The sequence below is a fragment of the Bradyrhizobium shewense genome, from assembly GCF_900094605.1.
In the GTDB taxonomy this organism is placed as follows: domain Bacteria; phylum Pseudomonadota; class Alphaproteobacteria; order Rhizobiales; family Xanthobacteraceae; genus Bradyrhizobium; species Bradyrhizobium shewense.
Window position 1 is genome coordinate 33,374 of the sequence record NZ_FMAI01000039.1, and the last position, 20,330, is coordinate 53,703.

Genomic DNA, 20,330 nt, shown 5'->3' on the forward strand with positions numbered 1-20,330 from the left:
GCTGGGATCTCAATCAAACCATTCGCAGGAGCCGATGCTCCAGACCGCGGGCCGCGGGCCTATCGCGCGCAATCACAAGGCACTCCACCGTGCCAGCTTCTTCGTCGGCGGCAAGCGGGATCACGCCCTCCTTGCGTGTGCGGTCGAACAGAAATCCTTCCTTGAACAAACGATCATGCGCTGATTGGAGGGATCCTGATCGAACATTTCTTACGGATAAAATAACGTTGCAACCGGAATAGTCGAAGCCCAGCAGCCTGACCGCAATGCTGTGTAACACCGAGCCGCCGCCCCAGCGGCCGTTTGCTTCATTAAACAGCAACCGTCCGTCATCCGCGAAAATGGCGTCAATGTTGATCATTCCGCGGTATCCAAGGTTTCGCGCAAGCGCCACAAATCGGTAGGCATGCACCTGGGCGGTCAACCATTGCTCGTTCCCCAGGTCGCTTGGAAGCTCGAGTCCTGTCCAGATCAGAGCTCTTTCAGATCGATCCTTGCTTTTACGCAGACGTATGTTTCCACTGTTCATGAAAACGATTGAACCATCATCCTCGATTTCATACTCGAGATAAAACAAAAACTTAGCCAGGTGGTACGACTCGACAACCAGCGTCTTACACGATGCCGTTGTCATTTCAGACCAAAGCGCGTCAGGATCAAACGACGGCCATGGAATCCGCCGGGTATCTCTTGCCCCAGGTAGTGGATCGCTTTCATTGCCGGTCAGGATGACATTTCCGACTCCACCGGCTCCATTGTCCAGCTTTACAATGACGCTACCGGTCTCGGTTCTGAGGGAAGTGACCGCTCTGAATAGTTCGTTTGAGTCCGTCGTGACAGATCCATTGGGCAGCGGAAGTGAGGCGCTTATCGCCAATTGACGGAAGTGGCTCTTGCGGTTCAACAGATCAGGCCCTCGCTGCAGAGCGAAGTCGTCGCCGGTCTGCGGTATGCCCAGCATGGCCGCCAGGCGTGCGACGCCTTCAGTAGAGTAGCAGGGATACAATCGCCAGGTCGACTTCTGACGAATATGTCTGTTGATGCGATCAACAACAGTCTTGGACAGGAGTGTGCAATCATCAAGCACCTGCGATTGGCTGCCGCCTTGAGGTACAAGCAGAGAGAGACTCGATGCGTCAAAATCGAGCGTTCCGCCAATGAAGGATAGCAGATCCGCCGGGATGACTACCGGGGAGACGATCAGGTCACCCTCATGAGCAAACCACGCTGAACGGTATGCCGAGTTGGCGGCCAGCGAAAGTTGAGCTGGTGTCAGATCGGCGCCCGACATTTGAGCCGTACCGGCATTCATGATCAGGATCCGCGGCATTCGCGACCTCCGGGCATTTGGACGCGATCAGACAGGGATCGTGATGCAACAATGCTGAACTTGCCGCGCCGTGGTGAGGCACTGATCGAGGCTCGATTTCGCGCCGTCCTGCTCCGGGAGATGATAGGTCGGTGCTTTCGCATCGACCATTGCATCCCGAGATAATTCGGCCTGCTGAAGCTGAGGATCGCGATCCGGTCTCCCCTCCGGACGCCGAGCTGGCTCTGAAGGCGAGCGATCCGCTCAGTCTGTCGGTTGAGGCTGACGTAGCTGAGAGTCTGCCCTTCGAAATGGACCGCAGTTTTGTCGGGAGCATACGCAGCGTTTCGCTCGAGCAGGCTGCAGAGATCCGACTTGTTATTCATCGACGTCAGACCCGCACAATACGTTTGTTGCGAATTGCTTCCGCCGCAACCCGGAATTGCTTGGCGAGGCCCCTATCACATGTTTCGGCTGGCCCTTGTACACTATGATCACTCGGCCTTGATAGGACCCGGTTTTTGATGGTTCTCATGGGTTGCGAACAATGGATACTGCTTGAGGGATCTCGGCCGATTGATCACTCTCTCTGTGCTGTTGGGCTGCGGTCGTGTGCATCTGTCCGTGGTGATAGACACACCACGAAGACAGTTTCTTGCCGCGTCTTTGATATACAGGCTCGCCGCACATATAGGCCTCTCTGGCATCTCCATCTTTGAAGCCGATGATGCAACGGCATTGGCCTTCAACATGGTCGATCAACAGGACCTTCTTGACGCCGTCGGGCTCTTTCAACTTGCCGCTCCATAAGGCCAAGCAATATCTTCCGATGCCGCGCTTGTCACGCGGAGCGACAATTGCAGCTCAGGCTCTTTGAAAACCTGCGCAGGCCCGCCGTCTGTCGCACTTTGCGCGATGGAAATGCCTTGCCACCACGGGAAAGCAGTTTGAACCGAGCGGAAAGCCGGTTCGCCGAACTGATTTTGGCGCGGTCTCGCGCCAGAGGAGGGGCTTGGTTCAGGTTCGGGAAGCAGCGTCCCCCACTTAGTGGTTTCGGATGGAGGTTACATCGGTCAATTCTGACCTCGTCGGCTCTCTGGTGCCCCGGCCCAGAACAGCCACATAGTCTCGCTTCCGGAAAGACGAGCCATTCAAAGCTACGTTCGAGCCATAGCGCCGCAATCGGGACTCGCTGCAGAGCCCTTCCGACCGATCCGCCACGGGGGATGAGGATCATGGCCAACCATGGGGACGGGGGTCTGACCAGCTGAGACATTCGCAATCCTTCACAATCCCCGCGGCAGACCGAGATAGGTGCCCACCTCAAGACCGTACAACTTAACGTTACGTCCGATTCAAGCCCTTTTATGCAGCCGTGTGAACGTGGCCAAGCTCTCGAATCGGGCCGCCGGCCGGTCTGGTGTCGCACGCATTCAGCGCTGCGATTTGCGTCAAGAAAGTTCGTCTCCCTTTGAGATCAGGGTCGCTGCCGATAAGCCCATTGTCGGAAACGCTCGCCCTATTGCAACCAAGTGCTCGCTACCTTTGCAGCCGATCGCCCGCCTGACCTCCGCTGCCGCATTGGATAGCTCAGTCACTTCTATCCGACGCTGACGCTGCAATGCCAAATCCGGCGTCCAACCGATAGTTTGCGATATGGTCGGCCTGATGGGGGCGCAGCCTGTAGCCCTTGGGGAGGGTGAGGAACGATCCTGCGAATGTGCCGGTGGCCGTCATCAAACGCATGTCGCTGTCCCTGACTTCGCCTGGCGCCGGCATTATCGCAGCGTCTGATAGAGGCGGTACAGCAGCCGCGCGCGAGGTTCAATCGACGAGATGTAGAGTTGCTCATAATAGGTATGCGCGCCCTTACCGTCGACGCCAAGGCCGTCAAGGGTCGCGGTATGCGGCGCGGTGAAATTGCTGTCGGAGCCGCCGCCGCTGAACGCGTCGAGCAGCTCGAAGCCAAGCTCGGCCGCGAGCTTTTTGGCGTGTGCGTAAAGTGCGGCACCGGCGCTGGTCTTCTCATATGGCGGACGGTTCAATTCGCCTGATACCTTCACGCTGACGCCCTCGGTGCGCGAGCTGATGCCGAGAATCTTCGGCACCAGCTCGTCGGCATAGGCCATGGTCGGGACGCGCACGTCGACTTGCGCATAGGCCAGTTCCGCGACCACGTTGGGCCTGGTGCCGCCGCGGACGACGCCGACATTGACGGTGATACCGCGCGTGAGATCGTTCATCGCCTCCAGCGTCTGGATCACATGGCGGAGTTCCAGGATCGCGCTGCGGCCGTCCTCGAGGCGCGTACCTGCATGCGCGGGAGCGCCCTTGATGAATACGTCAAAGCGCGCAACGCCCTTGCGCCCGGTGATGACCTTGCCCCCGTCGCGTGCAGGCTCGGTCACCAGTACGTATTTGGCCTTGCGGCCCTCGGCCTCGATCAGCGCGCGCGAGGTTGGGCTGCCGATCTCTTCGTCCGAGACGTAGAGCTGGGTGATGCCGAGCGGCGGGCGTGCATCATCGGCGCAGATTTGCCGGAATGCGTGATAGGCGAGGTAGGCACCGCCTTTCATGTCGTAGATGCCGGGGCCCAATGCACGGTTGCCCTCGATCTTGAATGGTAGCCGTCCGATGGATCCCATCGGATGAACTGTGTCGAGATGGCTCAACACCAGAATGCCCGGTACGTCCTGCCCCCAAGAAGAGCGGGTGACCAAATGATCGCCGCAGCCGTCACGCCCCGCAACGCGCTCGACGCTGGCCGGCAGGTTGCGATAACCTGCTGCGACAACATCAGCCAGTTTGTTGACCTGATCCGGCCGCTCCGTCGGAGATTCGATCAGGACCCAGTGGCGAATGCCCTCGAGAATCTGGGCGACTTCGAACGCGTTGCTGGACATAGTTGTCTGACGCTTTTTAATCCGAATTGTCATCGCTTCTGCAAGATCATAACATCACCATGTACTCACATCAGAATCGAGCCGAAGATCAAAGAAGCGCCAACCGTTTTGACCCGGGGCGTGCCTCTGGACCCGATCCTGCTGCGGACAACGATGCTACTCGCCTGTCGATCACAACTGATCTACCAAAGCTGGTAGTTTTCGACGGGATTATGCAGCCGAGGCCCTACTGGAGTTGGGCGTTCAGGTGAGCTGTGATTGGTTCTGATCACGGCGATATCAGCAAAGACGCATTGTCCTGACCAGGTGACCCGCTCGCGTCTCGATGCGGGAGGTCGCAGGCCGGCACCAGCATAGCACGACAGGCGAAGCGCCGAAATTGCCGGAGCTGATGAGACCTTTCGCTACGAGCTCTAATTTATGAAACCAGTCGCAGCCCGGGCAATTGTTCGATGACCGTCCTGGAAGCGACCAGGGATTGAGGCCATCGACCGTTCTGCTGTCCTGACGGCATCTTCGCAAAAACCGCACTCAGTCAAGCAGTAAAGTACGAAGCGCGCCCCGGAAGTTGATCAATGGATTTCCATCGCTTTGTCGGGTCGCGATAATTCGTCCGATAAAGACGGTGTGTGTGCCAAGCACCTTGTGGTCATACAAAACGCATTCGAGCGCGCAAAATGCTTTGGGCAATAGCGGTACATCAAGGACGCCCCGATCCCAGGGAGCGGTATCGAAGCGGTGAACGCCTTTCGCCCCCTCCCCACCGCCAAAACGCAGGGCAAGGTCCTCCTGGTCACTGCGGAGAACACTGACCCCAAAGCTGCCGTTGGCAAGGATCTCATTATGTGCCTCGGAGCGGGCGTTGATGCCAACGACCAGGCACGGCGGCTTGATGCAGATGGACGTCACAGAACTCACCGTCAGTCCACGTCGTCCGGCTGCCGTCCCGGTCGTCACGATGGCGACACCGCTCGCCAGGCTTTGCATGGCATGGCGGAACTCTGCCGGTTGGATAGACGGCATATCCCGAATCGCAGGAGAGAACTCGTGGCTCATGATCAGCCTCTGCAGTTGAACCCCACTTCTAGTGTCTCCAAACCCAGAGACGACTTTGATCCCTATTGGGCCTGTAATGGGGTACCCGGTGTCGAAATTGGTGACCAGTAGGCTCACCTTGAGACCGGGTATGACTTTGATGTGCTCTGGATCAGCTACAGTCATGACCGGACGGACGTGCAATATCTCGGCGCCTTACGCCGGATGGCGATCGCAGCGGCAGAACAGAGAATTGCCGCCGCCCCTGTTTCAACAGGGCCCTCATCAAACAGCAAACCGCGCTGAGCAGCCCGGCGACGCGCCAGTGTACATGGAGCGGTGGTCGCGATCCGACCAGCTGGGCTGGAACCTCGCTGGGTCCCGTGCGGACGAGATGATGCCGATTGCTGTACTGGCGCGCGCCTGCCAGAGTTTCTCCGCATGAAGACGGCATCGACGCACCTAATGTACTTTTAGCAGAATACGTTTTTTTGCATCGAGAAGATGCTCATCAAGCGTCGCGTGCAGCGCACCCCGCAGCTCCGGCGGGATTGAGCTATCTGTATCGATCAATTCCCGAAACTTCCGAATGATGTGTTCCATCACTGCAATAGATCCGAGTGTTTCAATCCTCTGCAAGGACATCATCGATTGTCTCCTCTGGCGCGCAGCGCGCGCTTCGTCGCGGGTCCTCACCTCGGCAAGCCGGGTTGCAACAGCCTCTCGTCGATAAGAAAGTTGGCTCTCGCGCCCCGTGCTCAGCGCGAATTGCTTTCGTCAGGGCGAGCGCAGGCGGCGCAGGCTCCTTGAAATCCCGCAGAAGTGACGTGCATTCGTGGCTGCAATATTTTCGGGCTCGTGCGCAGCAGACTTGGTCGCAATACTGGAACATCGGCCAACTCGGCTGTCAGGCGTTCGAAACGGCGATCAGGCGCTTCAGTCGAGCGGCTGCGGCGCCGCGATCAAGTGATTCCTGTCCAAGTGCTACGCCTTCCTGCAGTGTCGAGGCCCGCCCGGCCACGACCAACGCCGCCGCCGCGTTCAAAAGCGCGGCGTCGCGAAATGGACCTGGTACGCCATCAAGCACATTTTGCAGCGCAACGGCATTAGTCTCCGCATCGCTGCTCTCCAGCGCGTCGTTGCGGCAGCGGGGGAGCCCGGCTTGTTCCGGCGTCACTTCGAAGGTGCGGACTATACCCGCCTCAAGCGCAGCAACAAACGTTGGGCCTGTGAGGGTTATTTCGTCGATCCCGTCCGAGCCATGAACAACCCATACCGACTCGGCACCCAGGTTCTTCAAGACGTACGCCAGAGGCTGCACCCATTCGGGAGACAATACCCCAACGATCTGCCGCTTGACCCCGGCCGGGTTGCACAGAGCCTCGATCAGATTGAAAATCGTATGGGTTCCAACTGCGGTCCGGATCTGCCCGATGCGCTGCATTGCCGGATAATGGGCTGACGCAAACATGAAGCCGATGTCGGCTTCCTGCACGCAACGTGCGATGGCCTCAGGCTTGAGAGCGACCTTCACACCGAGGCGCGCCAACACGGCTGCCGCAATTGAACCCGATGACGCAGCGCGGTTGGCATGCTTGGCCACAGGGGTGCCGGCCCCGGCGACGATGAAGGAAGCACACGTCGACACGTTGACCGAATACTTAAGGGTCTCGCTCGTGCCAGCGAGACCGACGGGGTCGCATGTCGCCTCGACCCGCCGCATTCTATTCCGCATCGCCAAGGCGGCGCCGGTGACTTCTTCGACCGTCTCGCCCCGGACCCGCATCCCCATCAGCAAGGCACCGATTTGCGAGGGAGTTGCGTAACCCGACATCACGCTGTCGAAGGCTGACGCAGTTTCCTCACGCGTCAGAGTGGCGCCCGTGGCAACTTTGCCGATGATCGATCTAAGCACTTCCATCGAACTTTACACGTTCCCTGTCCAAACCTCGAGCTCTTCCATTCAGCGAGACGTCCTTGAAGAGACCCGGCACCAATTGCCTTGATGCAGCGGCCCCGCCCCACGCGGCATGGCCTCATTGACGCTTGAGGCGGCAGTCCGTTGTGTGTGGGCACACTTGGCGAGGCTACAACCTGACGCTACGTGAGGGTCAAGCTCTCCATTTCGGTGGTGCCGTCGAGAGGAGATCGTCGGCAAGTTAGAACACTGCAGTTGCTTGTCGCAGGACCGATGACACTGTCCCGCGCCCGCTTGCCGCGTAGGCAGCGGCCTCTTTACCGCGGTGTTCCGGCCGGATAACCGCATCCTTCAAGGCCTTTTAGCCTTCCGGCGCCGCCATGGTGAAGCGTTAAAGCGGCTTCCTCTACCGGCTTCGAGGCCATCGGTGCTGGGTAGATCGAGCCCGATCTCAGCTGGCTCTACAAAATAACCCCACCTGATAGTAAATGAAGGTGGGCCTTCATGAAGCGAGGGACGCGTGCCGCTGATCCGCCCTCGTGAGGCGGTGAGCCGGTCATGTTCGGTCCTGCCTTACAGCAGAATACGCCGTACTGAGGCGCGTCGAGCGAAGCGCTCAATGCGATTGCGAGGGCAGTTCTAGTATCGACCGGATCAAGAATGCAGTCGTCCCAAATTTCCGGGGCCGCATAATAGGAACTTGACCTCTCGCGATATTCTTCAAGAACTGGCCCTTGAATGGCCGCCAGAAGGGTAAATTATGCATTCGCCTATCTGGACAAGCGCGACTGAACCAGAGTGTCGGTCAATTGTCGGCGACCACGCTCGTCACCTAACCTCGGGTGACCGTCCTGCAGGTCACGCTGGGATCACTCTGCGGATACGGCGAACGAACAGGTCGCCACATCGTCACTTCGAGTCGCTGCTTTTCTTGCCAGTGTCTCGCACGGAGATCACGTAGCGACATTGCTGACTGAGGCTCGCTTGCTTGGATCTGAGGCAGGCAGTGATAGCGGCGCGATCTGGTATGTGGCTGCTACAAAGGCGGAATACGTCCTCCATGCAAGCCTCTTTCTCTTCTGCGGTCGGCGCTTGATCACGCGCGTTGACCGGCCCGGGGATGACAGCTGTCATTGCGACGACAAGAGCGCTGGCGCAGCGGTAGATTGTGAGGCGCGAAGTCAACTGAGTTCGTTGATTTTGAGTCATGATATCCCTTTAAGTCCGTGTGGCTGCGTTATTGTTCTTCCTGCGCGAAGCGCGACATGACCTGTCAACGGGGAAACAGGCCTGAATGGCTTCAGTACGGTGCCGGCATACTCGTTCTTCCGCTTTGCGGTCCGTACAGTCCTGGTCATCTGTCCGGCACGACAGAAGCGACACCTGCCGTAGTGGCGGAGCACCACGAAGAGTGGAAGCACTGGCGGCTGAGCTGGTCCAGCAAGTCATTCTGGAGCTTCCAGCGATTCGGTGCATGCCTGGATGTCGCGAGGCATTGCTTGGGCCTGACATGTGCTTAGATACTCCGGCCCAGCCTACTGCCAGCCGACCAATGACGCCGTAGCCGGCGCGACGCCGGGTTGAAGGGCCCGGGCCAGCTATCGCGAGGCAGAGGGAGCAGGCAAAAGCACAGGTGCGCTCAAGCCACTGTTGATGATGCATTCGATCGTTCAGAGCGAACCATGATGGCGCGCGTCGAGACTATGTTTGGTGTAATCGCGCCTGTGTTCCGCGTTATGTGAAGACGTCGGGTGGGTGGAGCCTCCGTCTTGTGTCCGTTCCGGTGAGGCTACTGTGATGGGAGCGCCTGCCGTGCAGAGCTCGAAACGCGCGATTTCGTCCAGCCGCGACAGGAGCAGCTCCGACGAAGCGCGGACAAGGATGCACCTGGAGGATCTTATCGTCCTGATCGAGTCGCGCCAGGTGAGTTTAGATGTTTGAAACATTTGCAATTCTCATGACGTGTCTGGAACGGTCTGAATTGTCGGACATGATTCCCGCTTGTCGAGGATCGTACAATCTAACGCTACGTGCGATTCAAGCCCCTTCGTGCGTCCGATCGTCTGAGGATGTCGGCTGTGCATTTTTCGCGCGAGCCTCGGCTGCAACGCGCACTGTGGTGTTTCAGAATAGCGGCTGTGCATGGTGACTGTCCGCTTCGGCAACCGAGGCCCCGAGTGTCGCTGTTACGTGATTATACGGAGCGCCGGTGTCGCATTTCTTTGATCTGCGTATTGCATGCTCTCGGCATGAATCCGAAAAGTAAACTCTACCAGCCGGAGCACTGGCGAGGCCGTGCGGAAGCAACGCGAAAGAAAGCGGAAGTGCTCGCTGACGGAAAAGCCAAAGACAGGCTACTCAAAATTGCCGTGGAATACGACAAGCTGGCTCGGCGTGCCCACGTGTGGCAGATGCACCAAGACGGAGGACGAGACGTCCCTTGAGGAAAAGCAAGTCAGTACCTGGAAGGGACGTTGAGGGGCACCGTAGGCGGGGCATCCTGACGGTCCTGTGCCGCGCTCCAGATCGCGACGACATATACGTGAAGGCGGAGCAGTTCGCTTGCCCAACGCTCCTTCAGGCCTACTTGTTTAGTCTGCTTCTCGAAAGCTAATTCTCATATCAAAAAAATGCGCAAACTCTAAACCCAATTTGCAGTCAATGGGTCGCAGTTAACGCGGAAGCCCGGATGCCATCCGCGCGGGAACGTTGAGCTGTTTACAGGTCAGTGTTGGAACTTCGTCGCGGCTGCAATGGCATATCAATTTCGCCGATTCGAGATATCTGCGTCATGCCTCAATATTTCCTTTGCGTTCGCCCGAGGGGCGGATTTCCAGGTAGTCGCGCGAAGTGTGCGCTGGAACCAAGTCTGTGAAAGAGGTCTCCACGTCCGATTGATGGTGCGCATACGGTGCGGCCGCGGCATGCGAGAGGCGTCGGAAAGCCCCTCGCGCCTCTGCCATCAGCGAGATTATTTCAGAAGAACGCTGCGATGATCCAGTAGAGTCCGGCCCAAAGCAGTGCATTTATGAGGAGTGCGGCCAGCGGCCAAAGGTTCCATCTCCTTTGCGCCTGCCGGGAGCGACAATCGGCGCCGTAATGCTTGATCGGTGTGTGCTTTGGTGCGCGCCAATGCGTCATTTCATCAGACGTCGGGCTGGTCCACCGAAAAATGCCGGGCTTTGCATGCCTCGTACCATTCATAAGTTCGCAGTCCTCTTTCATAAGGAGAGTATTCGAAGCGATGTCCGTTGCGCGGCGAGCTCCGGGCAGATGGTATGCTCGTGTATCGTCGGTGCGTCGCTTTCCGTCAGCGCAGCAATCTACATGCCACGACGCAGAAGTGTCGGCACCGCTTTGATGCAAACAAAAGCGCGTCTGTCGGGCGTTGGCGATACAGAGTCGCTGCCAGAGGTCGGATTCGCGACGTCCTTGTCTGAAAGACAACACCCGCATTGGCAGCAAAAGGCTCAGCGCTTCGCGAGCGCTCTACCATGAACAATGAGTTAGGACTTGCATCGTAGTGACGCGGGAAATCGGCCGACGGTCGCCCTGATTGAGATCGACTAATCATTGTTTCTGACGGCTAGCTTACGAGGAGACACCGAGATGGCAGGCGATCCGCTAGATGTCATCGGTCCGACGACAGTTCATGCCAGGCGTCCGCGGCTCTGGTGCAGGCCCGTTCGACTCGCCCCCGTACAATTCAATCATGTACACATAGATGGCGCATTGGCACTATTCCGACTCGACGAGAAAGCCGTGAATGATCAGGTGCGATCTCACCAAACAGTAATATCGCCGCAAAGCATCAACTGGTGCCATCATTTCTTTGCGAGTCATCATGGAATGTGGATGTCAAGGCCCGCCATAGGGAGCATGCCATGATGACGACCAATTCATTGAAGAGGAGATGCCGCCAATTTCTTGTGCTCAAGCGGGTCGCATGACATGAATGCGCACTAACGCTTGCTTGAAACGCGAGAGAGCGATGGCGGACATTAGTGTTGCTGATGCGCGCTCTTTTCGGAAAGGTGCGACCAATACTGGCTGGCATCGATGAGTAAGATGCTTCGCATAAGAGGGGTTCGATGACAGAGTTGCATTATGAGCGGGAAGGTGCAATCGGCGGACTAATTCGCCATCACACAGGTCGTGCTACCGCTCATACTCAGGCAATCAGCGGCCCCTAAGAGCGTTCGGCCCACAATGCGAGCGTTAGTAGGCTATAACAGGAGAACGAGTGATGATGGACATCTGCGGCTTTCTCAGATGGTGCACTGAAGAGCGGTATAGAAGCGCTCGGCCCGGGATCGAGCCGGTTGACGAGTTGCGAGACAACGTCATCTGCGTCGAGTTCCAGGCCATCCGAAAGGCAAAGGAGCGGGCGTGCGAGCGCAAATGATAGAGAAGCTGGAGGCCGGCCGTGTGCAACACGGCCGGTTCGCTACGGTTCCGGGATCAGGCCCTTGCGGCGTGTTCTTTGTGCAGGGCCCTTGCGGGTGTGAACTAAAGATAAGTGGATTCGTCCGTCCTGGCTGGGAGCATGTCGCTGTCTCGACGCCGCGGCGCTGTCCGAATTGGGAAGAGATGTGCTTTGTCAAAGACCTGTTTTGGGATGAAGAGGAGGGCGTCATGCAACTGCATCCGCCACATTCGCAGTATGTGAATAACAGCCGATATTGCCTTCATCTGTGGAGACCCACTCATCGGGACATCCCGATGCCGCCGCCGAGCTTTGTAGGCATCGTTGGACTAGGGCCCTCAGACGCAGCAATGTTGTTCGCGCGGATGAGCGCGACAGCATGATGAGCTGAGTTGGTGATATCCGAGCGGAAGGTGACGCCGAGCGGCTGCAGAAGCACCGGTTCGGCGCCGCCGAATTGAGGCGTCATAAGCGGGTATATGTCAGGATCGATCGCCGTTTACCGTGCGCGGGGGCTCAACCTGAATTAGCTGCTATCAACGAGGAGCAGCTAACAGTGCACCGATCCGGGTAAAGCTCGCGGAACCGTGCTGAACGAGGTTCGGCAGCAACAACGACTTCTCGCCGGGCCGGCGACCGACCACAGGGCAATCACTGGGCGATCCGACGACGCGAATTGCGCACTCCTTGGAGCGAGAAGTGTGTGCTGACCGGCGGCATAACGCGATGATGGTGAGATCGAAGCGACGTGACGGTCGAATTCAGTTTGACGAAGGCACTATCGCCCCATCACCCTGACTGCATCCGGAATTGCACAAGGTCGGCCTGCGGTCGCTGTGCGACGGTCATGAGCTCGTTGGCCAATACCCCGTATCTGGAGCGGGGCTCGTGATCAGAGACGGTCGAGACACCAATTAGGCGCGGGGGGCGGTAGCTTCGCAAACTTATCTGGTTGTCAGCTCGTCGTCAGCTTGCCGCAATAACATTCGCAAGCAGAGCGTAAGGAGCCCGCGCTTGCTCTGCGGAAGCGTACGCTGAGAAGCAAGCGAACCGGCATGTATAATCGAGTTAGTGGCCGATCCGCACGCCTAATCAAGCTGACGAGCCGAGTCGGTCGGCGGACAGTTACGAATTTGCTCAAACATTGACGGATCTCGCTCAACGGGAGAGCCCGCCATCTGGGGAATTGTCCGACAAAATGGGGCTCTGCTGCAGCAAGCTACATACCCCAGATGCAGTCATTTATAGTCCAAGCACCTCGGACCCAAGCACATCCCTCTGTCCTCCAGCTCAAATCCATCCTCTCCAGCCAGGCCTATCCGTCCTCTGTTCGAATACAGGACTGCTGAATTGCCCGAGGCCAATGTCGACGGAATCTGCGTTGGATTTGCAGCGGAGTGGCTCCTCAATCTGCGAGCAGCCCTTCATCCCGGATGAGCGCGCTGCGCCCGGGGACTCAAAATCACAGCTCAGCGGCAATGCGGCAGCAGCGGTATGAAGACCTCAAGAGTCTGTTGCGAAGCGATAGGCCGGAAGGTTCTCACAACCTTCAGGCAACAAGTACGATGTTACGCGAAGCCCGCCTAGAGCCGTTTGCCGAACAGACGCGATATAGGTTTGGTACATCTTCGCGCATTGCCAGATCGTGAATGAGGTCACTGACAATGAGTCGATCTATTTGGTCAGCTTGCGTTTCGCCGCAGGTGGCGCCCACATAATCGCAACGTCGACATCGAATGGAATGACGACCCTCTTTGATCCCAATTATGGGGAATTTACTGTTCGGTCAGATCAGACGGGTGAGTTGTTCAAAAGTCTCGCCGACCGCTACGGGAACCCGAACCGACATGAAATATCGACTGTCGTCACACAAAGGATGACGTGAGTGTTTCGGGGTTTGCAACAGACCAGACCAAGGCCCGCGAGTGGATCCTTTCGCGATCGATGCCGGACAGCCGCATCGCCTCCGACAGTGCAACCACGGCAGCGAACATGGATTGTGGCGCTCTGAACGCGCGCTCGAGGTTGTAGCGGAGCTCACCGCGGCCCCTCGGACGTCGACGGAAGCTCTCTGGAAGTAGTGCAGCGAGGGGAGAATATTCAGAGAGAGGCTGGCCGGTCACTCAGGTTGATGAGCTCGTGCCCTGGCTTCAAAGCCTGAATGCTCTGCGCTTGCACTCAAGCAGGACCGTTGGCCCGTTAGAGCTTGCCTGAAAGCTGGCTAAGCTCCTCGCGTGTGTTTCGACGCCTTTAGCCCTTGCGTGGCTAAGGGCGGGCATCGCGCATCGGACACAAATTGTATTTTCGTCTGCTTCGGAATCGTCGCCGGCCACTTCTCTACCGATCTCGACAGCCAAACAGCTGCTGTCAACGACAATGCCTGTCGTTGCATCAGCGCACGACCGAGTCGACGCTCGCCACGAGCTCCGCAACAATCCGCGCCTTGTCCTCGTCGCTGCGCTTCCGCTGAGGTCCGGCTCTGGTTCAAGATCTCCAAACCGGACTGGTAACACTATGCACTGTGTTCGCTCCAAGCCTAACGGTCATTGCGCCGAGCCGACTGCAAGGTCATTTAACAATGTCTGAATTTACGGCCTGGAACCCCTCTCCGCGGAGCGGGCGTAAGCTGGCTATTAGTTTGATCTGGAAGACGTCGTCGATGGTTTACACATGATCCCAGTCTCACACCGGAAGCAGCGCGGGCGCGGCTCGGCGCTGGTCAGGGCTGGTGGATCAGACGCTGTCCCTGCCACGCCCGCACTGGTTGAAGTTAGCAGAAACGTGACTCGGCGCCCAAAAGCCCCACGCATACACAGGGCAAGCGCTGTCCCTACCACGCGCCGCTAACTTCGACGTCACTGTACACGGACTAGCTTTCCGAAAGCTGACGACCCCGACGCCATTCACAAAATGAAAGCGGCCGGTGTGGGTCGATGCCCTCCCGTCTGGAACCCACCATCTATCCAGCGGACGTCCGACTTAAGGGTATGGTCAAGCATAGACATAAGCCGATCTCTTCAAAGAGGTCGTGAAACTCGCATATGCCACGCCGCGAGAAGGTGTCAGCAGAAACCCATCGATATTTGCAAGGCGCGCCTCTGCGACATCATTCACGAAAGACGATCCATTATCTCCCAACTTCGACGACCGCCGGGCCCATCCGATCAAGTTCGAAGGTGATCCGACAACAGGCCAACGAGCGGCCTTTCACTGTTACTCGATGCCGCCGGTCGCGTCCTTGTCGGCGGTGCGTCGGACGATGTCGAATACCTCGATGTCACAGGTGACCCGTCCCTTCGCGAGCACGAACATATGCGCCCGTGCGCGGGGGACTCTAGGAAACCCGGAAAATAGGAGCGTTTGCGCGGCTTCGGGACCCGAAGCTCGATCGTGCCGGCCCGGGTACCTCGAGATGCCGTTGCGTTCGGCCAGACGCTCGGGGGTCTTCTCGCAATAGGCGGCGCCGGTCTGGCAATCGATTTCCAGCCCCATCACGGGCTGGGCGGCATAGCCGATCATCTCGCGCAACAGATCGGCATCAGAGGTCTTCTCCACGAGCGTGCGCAGGTTCATCATGCCGCCAGTCATCGGTGGCTCCTTGGTGGCGTTGGCATGCAATCCAATCCTACCGGAGAACTGCTGGCAGCCACCGCAAAGCCGGCCGCCCGCTACTGTGCTATTTGGGCGCGCATCCGGGCGGCTTTGCTCTACCGAGCTACACCATCACTCGGAATACGACCATGAGATGATGCTCGCCGTGGATCGGCTCTACGAGAGAAAGTGTGCCCCCCTTTCGCTGGACGTCGCCAGTTTAAGCGCGGTTATCGTATGGCTCGATGATATTGATCCTCAGCCAGACCGTCAGACGGCTTACACATGGCTGATGGGTTCATTATACTGGCTTCGCCGCTCATGCCCGAAACAACAGAAGCTTCATGGCATGGCTAAGTCATGGCGATCATCTCGCTGCCGCATGCGCTTCGACGCCGCGTTCCAATGGAGCAAAACAGTACCAGGAATGAAGGGCGCGGGGCTTTTGGGTGTAGGGCGGCACTTCAGGAGTACATAGCGCTTCTCGGGCGCATTACGAGAAATGTCGGAACACCCATCCGTATCGCGCAGTCGCCAGCCGCAAAAGCTCGGTGGCGTCAGTATCGACCATGTGGGACCACGAAACCGGTGGCTGACCATCATCGATAGGGTACGGAACGGTGCTCAAGTTGATCGACGGGGCCCATTCTTCTGAAGCGGCAGCGGGTCGAGGAGCGGTATCGGGTCCTCCTGAACGCGAAAGCCTTTGCTGCGGCGGAGCGCCGCCCGGAGTGAGATTAGGTTAGGCCCTCATAACAGAGCTAGACGTGGCAGTGCTCAGGGATGGTTCGCCTTTCCGCAGTTGCATCGTCGCGCGCGGGACCACCAGGTGGAAAGACGTCCGGCATCCGCTAGATGTCAGACATACTGCACCAGTCTAAGGTAATCGTCTGTGAGGACAGGCGAGCGAATAGAACAAGCCGCGTCTTCAAGGAAGGTGGTCAGAGTCCGATTAGCCAGATCGCGAACTTCGACAGATTGCCGGGCCGGCGCCCGAGTACGGAGAGTTGCTAGTTCGGAACTGACCAGGTCATCCGCTGCTGCGGCGCAATCTGAGGCAGAGAAGCAACCAGCAGACATGACAGCTTTTGCCAGTCCCAATGTGGTGAGCCAACCCGCATAGATCAGCACGGCACCGTCTGCCTCATTGAGCCCAGACAGCTCCTCAATTACAGCAGCATGGACTGATGCCGCTCCAACTGACCGAAAGAGATCGGCTATTTCGTGACGCGTGGCTTTAGAGAGGAGACAGCGGCCGAGATGTGATAGCAGCGCCTCAGTCGGACCTTCGAAGATGCGAAGGATGCGAGCGTCTCGATAGATTTTGGCTAAAGGCGCTCCCTCATCGTACCCACGGCCACCTAACAGCTGCACGCATTGATCAGCGACAAGGCCGCACCACTCCGAGGACAAAACCTTCGTTGCCGACGCAAGGTGGATGTTTGGCGCGCCCTGCGCTGAAACAAGTCGGCAGGATGCGGCCAGCATCGCCTTCACGACTTCCCGCCGCAGCACCATCTGCCCAAATAGCTGCTCGATGTAGCTGTTCTCGATCATACGCAGTTTACCGAGCCGACGATGCCTTGCATAAGAGGCTGCGACCTGGATAGAGCGCTCAAGGGCTCCAAGACCCATAGCAGCCACACCGACACGGCCGCGGTTCATACTAGATGCCGCCGCACCCCAGCCGTCTTGATCGCGAGAGAGCATGTAAGAACGCGGCACCTCGACATCCTGGAACTCCAGGGTATTCTGAATGATGCCACGTAGACCGAGTGTGCGATGCTCGTGCGTGACCTTGAGGCCTGGAGCTTGCCTGTCAACGAGTACACCAACGAGCCGACCTTTCGCATCGGGTCCAGACGCGCGCGCAAAGCAAACGATCCAGCGAGCCCAGTCAGCGAGGCCGATCCAGATCTTGCGGCCAGAGATGCGAATTTTATCTTCGCGCATGAGAGCCGAAGCCTCTATGTGCCTCGGGGCCGAGCCAGCCCCGGGCTCCGTCAAAGCGAAAGCGCAGAGATCGCCGCGTGTTGCACCCCAAATGATATGCTTTTGTTCGGGGATGTGCGGTGCCGCTTGGATGCAGGGCAAGGCCAGGAAGTTATGGATGACGAGGGTAGAGGCAGCGGAGACATCGAAGGATGCAGTGGCGGAGATGAGGTTGATGGCCTCCTGCAAGGGAAGAGCTAATCCGCCGTGCTCTCCTGGTGTGGTGAGCCCGAACAATCCATGCCTTGCCAATATGCTGTGTAGAGTCGGAGGGAATGCTCGGCGGTCATCCGCGTCTGCGAAATTCAGCTGACTGAGGTCAGCGATCAAACTGGAGTATAGTGCAGCTGCACGGCCTTCGACCGTGCGTTCCTGCGCCTCCCGGAATTTGGCGTAAACCTGAGTATACATAGCCATAAGGCCCACAATGAACCCGGTCGCGCTTCGAGCCAATTCATCCCCGTGGCTATCTCGGTTACACATTGGTATAGTGTGGATGTAAGCGCAGTATAAGCACGTTCTCCGGGACTTGACTTTATTGCGGCCGCTGCGCGGGCTCTCATCACGATAAGTCTTGTCGATATGACCTATCGGAGGCGCACGCTCGTTTCAGTGACCTCCCATTCTCCCCAAGAATCACTCATCGTTGTCGATTGGTGTTTCGTCCCAAAGAGAGTCGACCAGGGAGAGATCCGTCATGCATCAATCGGCAGCATAGCGAGGCGAACGTGAAATATGGCATTTAAATCATGTCCTCCGTGGTCGACATAGCACAGGCATACGCGCGGCACCAACGAACCGAATGATCTTGCGATCGCGTCTGCAAGCGGACCGCTTGCATCGTGTTCACGGCCGCCTACCTTGATCTCTCGCGATGGGCACCCGGGGGATCGAATGGTGATGTCGGACAATGGTCAAGCAAGTAACGCTTTCGAATGTGAACCGAAGCCGAGGTTCGTTCCCTGGGCTGGCTCCCTGGTGCAGGCCTCCGATCGTCATTTGTGCAATTCAGCTGGTCCTTGCTCGCGCGTTCGTCGAACGCAATCCCGAAGCCGGTGAGTAATCGGTCCGACAGTGGTCCGGTACTCAGGATTTGATACCAGCGCGGCGGCCGCAACATCGTCGTGAACCGGCAAAGATCCCTTGGGGCACCTCGGGCGCGGCGGTTCTGACGGAGAATGTTTTCCGACTGCATCATCGCCGCGTTGTAGGCCGCGAACGAGCCGCAACGAGCCGCAACGCACCGGCGAGTCGCTCGACGGTCAGCCCGAACAATGCCCAGAACAGCCCGCTTTTAGCCCAATAGCGCTCGCGCTCTTCGACGGAGAATCAGGCAGGAACAAGTCATCGACGGCCAGAGCGGTGTCGACGAGAGTAGTCTTGATGGGACCTCGCTGACGCGGTAGGGCGAGCCGCTCTCGAACGGACCGATTGCTTGGCGGGCGACCGACGATGATGGTATGATGTCCTACAGGGGCAGAATGCGGCGGCCTGAATGTTGTCGTACCCCCTTGCAGGTAATCTGGGCCGGGCGCGGCGGCGGACGCGCTGATCGCGGCAGGGGGCTATCCCCATCACTGCCGTTGGCCACGATCATCGGCCCTGGTACGACCGGCAGCGCTCACAGCTTTGCGGTGTGCTCACGCTGTCGGCCTAATAATGTTCGCGGAAATCATGCTCAAGCAAGAACCTAAACCGCGATCACGATTGATCCTTTGGCGCTGTCTTCGCGGGCCCTTCATCTTCTCTCAACGTGGCGCCAGGTAGATCACATTCCATGACGCCCGCTTGAGCGTCGCCCGCAACCTCCCGCGGTCAAAGGCTAAGCTTTGCAAGGGCGCCGGCTTAACCTTGTTCGGCGTATTCTCGGTATTTGCGTCAGATCATCGTGCCGGAGCTCGAGCCGCTCGTGAACTGTCAGGGGACCGAAGCTTCTGGACTCGACGCTCACCGCCATCTTCTGCTTCAGATCACGATTGAGCAGAAAGAGCGACAAGCCGCCGCCTAGTTCTGCGAGTGCCGCTATCTTGAGATACGGCACGTCAGGCGCTGGAACGGTCCCGGCCGGTCTACCGTCAGGATTGTTGTACGACGCATAGTAGGCTTCCGTCTCGACTTGCGCGTGCAAAATTCTGCCGCGACCAAAGCGGCTCATATGCGCAAAAGGAAAGAAGATGGTCTGGCGCCACGCACCTCCGCCTGCCTTGGTCGTGATCGGCGCAATGACGTTCACGAGTTGCGCCAGGCAGGCAACTCTCACCCGATTGGCGTGATTCAACAGAGAAATGCAGGCGCCGCCGAAGCCGAGCGTGATATCTTGTGGTTTTTGACGATGCGCATTCTCACTGAGGGGTTTCAAATAAGCCTCTGGCCATCAGATGTAAGTGCGAACCAGGAAAGGGATGGGCACTTGCGACCACGCGTCAGGACGGGAAAGTAGGCAAGAAAGTCGAAAGCGGGTAGGCGGCACCAGATATACCCAGACGAAGGGTTCAAACACTCGGCAGAGGCAGCTTCGTGAGACTCAAATAGCGACAGGCCCACTTCCATCGCAGTTCTGGACCCGTTTGGCCGAGGCCCCTGTGGCCGCCGAATGAAAAGTCACAAGCAAATTAGGTCTGGGCCCTACCGCCGTTCGTACGGATAGGCCAATGGGTCGGGCCTTTGGCGCGGCTTGCTAGGGCTACGTTGCAAGCTCGCGGAAGCAAAACCCTGACATTCCTGCCAGGGTTTGCATGGTCATCGACACCTTGACAGAGTGGATCAGAAGTCCATACCGCCCATGCCGGCGCCTGGAGGCATTGCCGGACCAGCCGCGGCCTTCCTCGGCAGCTCGGCAACCATCGCTTCCGTCGTGATCAGCAGGGCCGCCACCGAGGAGGCGTTCTGGACCGCGATGCGCACGACCTTCGTCGGGTCAATGATGCCTTTGGAGACAAGGTTGCTATACTCGCCTGTCTGCGCATCGAAGCCATAGGAGTACTGCTCGTTGTCCAGGACTTTGCCGACCACGATCGAACCGTCTTCACCGGCGTTGATCGCGATCTGGCGGGCCGGCCAGGACAGCGCCTTGCGCACGATCTCGACGCCGGTCTTCTGGTCGTCGTTCTTGGTGCGCAGGCCCTTGAGCTGCTCGGAGGCACGGAGCAGGGCGAC

12 protein-coding genes and 2 pseudogenes are annotated in these 20,330 nt (G+C 58.2%); 3 read left to right on the top strand and 11 right to left on the bottom strand.

Annotated elements, in window-relative coordinates; translation table 11 throughout:
* Positions 1-13: 13 nt before the first annotated feature.
* The 7 genes from GA0061098_RS39185 to trpD form a co-directional block, all read right to left on the bottom strand.
* Positions 14-1,330 carry a preATP grasp domain-containing protein gene (locus tag GA0061098_RS39185; RefSeq protein WP_091966838.1) on the bottom strand — a complete coding sequence of 439 codons (1,317 nt, stop codon included), beginning with the start codon at positions 1,328-1,330 and terminating at the stop codon, positions 14-16.
* The gene (locus tag GA0061098_RS39190) at positions 1,315-1,695 is read right to left on the bottom strand and encodes an AMP-binding protein (RefSeq protein WP_091966841.1); all 381 of its coding nucleotides are present in this window, start codon (positions 1,693-1,695) and stop codon (positions 1,315-1,317) included. Before GA0061098_RS39190 ends, GA0061098_RS39185 begins: the two co-directional genes overlap by 16 nt.
* 145 nt (positions 1,696-1,840) lie before the next feature.
* A complete protein-coding gene (locus GA0061098_RS44385; RefSeq protein ID WP_129591063.1) occupies positions 1,841-2,104 on the bottom strand; it encodes a hypothetical protein in 264 nt (87 codons plus the stop codon).
* A 983-nt stretch (positions 2,105-3,087) separates the two neighbouring features.
* Positions 3,088-4,212, bottom strand: coding sequence for a M20 family metallopeptidase (locus tag GA0061098_RS39205; RefSeq protein ID WP_091966848.1), 1,125 nt, complete (start codon positions 4,210-4,212; stop codon positions 3,088-3,090).
* A 531-nt stretch (positions 4,213-4,743) separates the two neighbouring features.
* Positions 4,744-5,268, bottom strand: coding sequence for a flavin reductase family protein (locus tag GA0061098_RS39210; RefSeq protein ID WP_245323902.1), 525 nt, complete (start codon positions 5,266-5,268; stop codon positions 4,744-4,746).
* 441 nt (positions 5,269-5,709) lie between these two features.
* Positions 5,710-5,895: a hypothetical protein gene (locus tag GA0061098_RS39215; protein ID WP_091966850.1), complete on the bottom strand. Its 186-nt coding sequence runs from the start codon at positions 5,893-5,895 to the stop codon at positions 5,710-5,712.
* A 259-nt stretch (positions 5,896-6,154) separates the two neighbouring features.
* The gene (gene trpD, locus GA0061098_RS39220) at positions 6,155-7,168 is read right to left on the bottom strand and encodes an anthranilate phosphoribosyltransferase (RefSeq protein ID WP_091966852.1); all 1,014 of its coding nucleotides are present in this window, start codon (positions 7,166-7,168) and stop codon (positions 6,155-6,157) included.
* Between the two features lie 4,398 nt (positions 7,169-11,566).
* Between trpD and GA0061098_RS47570 the strand changes: the two genes are divergently transcribed.
* The 3 genes and pseudogenes from GA0061098_RS47570 (at position 11,567) to GA0061098_RS47125 (ending at position 13,476) form a co-directional block, all read left to right on the top strand.
* Positions 11,567-11,974 (top strand): DUF7694 domain-containing protein, encoded by a 408-nt coding sequence (locus tag GA0061098_RS47570; protein ID WP_430649294.1) that lies wholly within the window; start codon positions 11,567-11,569, stop codon positions 11,972-11,974.
* A gap of 967 nt (positions 11,975-12,941) precedes the next feature.
* Positions 12,942-13,240, top strand: a pseudogene (locus GA0061098_RS47120) (YopT-type cysteine protease domain-containing protein).
* Positions 13,237-13,476: a YopT-type cysteine protease domain-containing protein gene (locus GA0061098_RS47125; RefSeq protein ID WP_283808035.1), complete on the top strand. Its 240-nt coding sequence runs from the start codon at positions 13,237-13,239 to the stop codon at positions 13,474-13,476. Before GA0061098_RS47120 ends, GA0061098_RS47125 begins: the two are co-directional and overlap by 4 nt.
* Positions 13,477-14,923: 1,447 nt before the next feature.
* Here the strand turns inward: GA0061098_RS47125 and GA0061098_RS39245 are convergent.
* The 4 genes and pseudogenes from GA0061098_RS39245 to GA0061098_RS39260 form a co-directional block, all read right to left on the bottom strand.
* Positions 14,924-15,179 (bottom strand): annotated as a pseudogene (locus tag GA0061098_RS39245) (transposase); the annotation flags it as partial.
* An 861-nt stretch (positions 15,180-16,040) separates the two neighbouring features.
* On the bottom strand, positions 16,041-17,657 hold the full coding sequence (locus GA0061098_RS39250) for an acyl-CoA dehydrogenase family protein (protein ID WP_091966861.1): 1,617 nt from the start codon (positions 17,655-17,657) through the stop codon (positions 16,041-16,043).
* 1,339 nt (positions 17,658-18,996) lie between these two features.
* The gene (locus tag GA0061098_RS39255) at positions 18,997-19,533 is read right to left on the bottom strand and encodes an alpha-L-arabinofuranosidase C-terminal domain-containing protein (protein WP_091966864.1); all 537 of its coding nucleotides are present in this window, start codon (positions 19,531-19,533) and stop codon (positions 18,997-18,999) included.
* A 404-nt stretch (positions 19,534-19,937) separates the two neighbouring features.
* Positions 19,938-20,330: TCP-1/cpn60 chaperonin family protein (locus GA0061098_RS39260; protein ID WP_283808036.1), on the bottom strand; the 393-nt coding region annotated here is incomplete at its 5' end.

Coding starts and splice junctions, on each gene's coding strand:
- GA0061098_RS39185 (WP_091966838.1), bottom strand. CDS start 1,330: ATGCCGCGGATCCTGATCATGAATGCCGGTACGGCTCAAATGTCGGGC.
- GA0061098_RS39190 (WP_091966841.1), bottom strand. CDS start 1,695: ATGAATAACAAGTCGGATCTCTGCAGCCTGCTCGAGCGAAACGCTGCG.
- GA0061098_RS39205 (WP_091966848.1), bottom strand. CDS start 4,212: ATGTCCAGCAACGCGTTCGAAGTCGCCCAGATTCTCGAGGGCATTCGC.
- GA0061098_RS39210 (WP_245323902.1), bottom strand. CDS start 5,268: ATGAGCCACGAGTTCTCTCCTGCGATTCGGGATATGCCGTCTATCCAA.
- GA0061098_RS39215 (WP_091966850.1), bottom strand. CDS start 5,895: ATGATGTCCTTGCAGAGGATTGAAACACTCGGATCTATTGCAGTGATG.
- trpD (WP_091966852.1), bottom strand. CDS start 7,168: ATGGAAGTGCTTAGATCGATCATCGGCAAAGTTGCCACGGGCGCCACT.
- GA0061098_RS47570 (WP_430649294.1), top strand. CDS start 11,567: ATGATAGAGAAGCTGGAGGCCGGCCGTGTGCAACACGGCCGGTTCGCT.
- GA0061098_RS39250 (WP_091966861.1), bottom strand. CDS start 17,657: ATGTGTAACCGAGATAGCCACGGGGATGAATTGGCTCGAAGCGCGACC.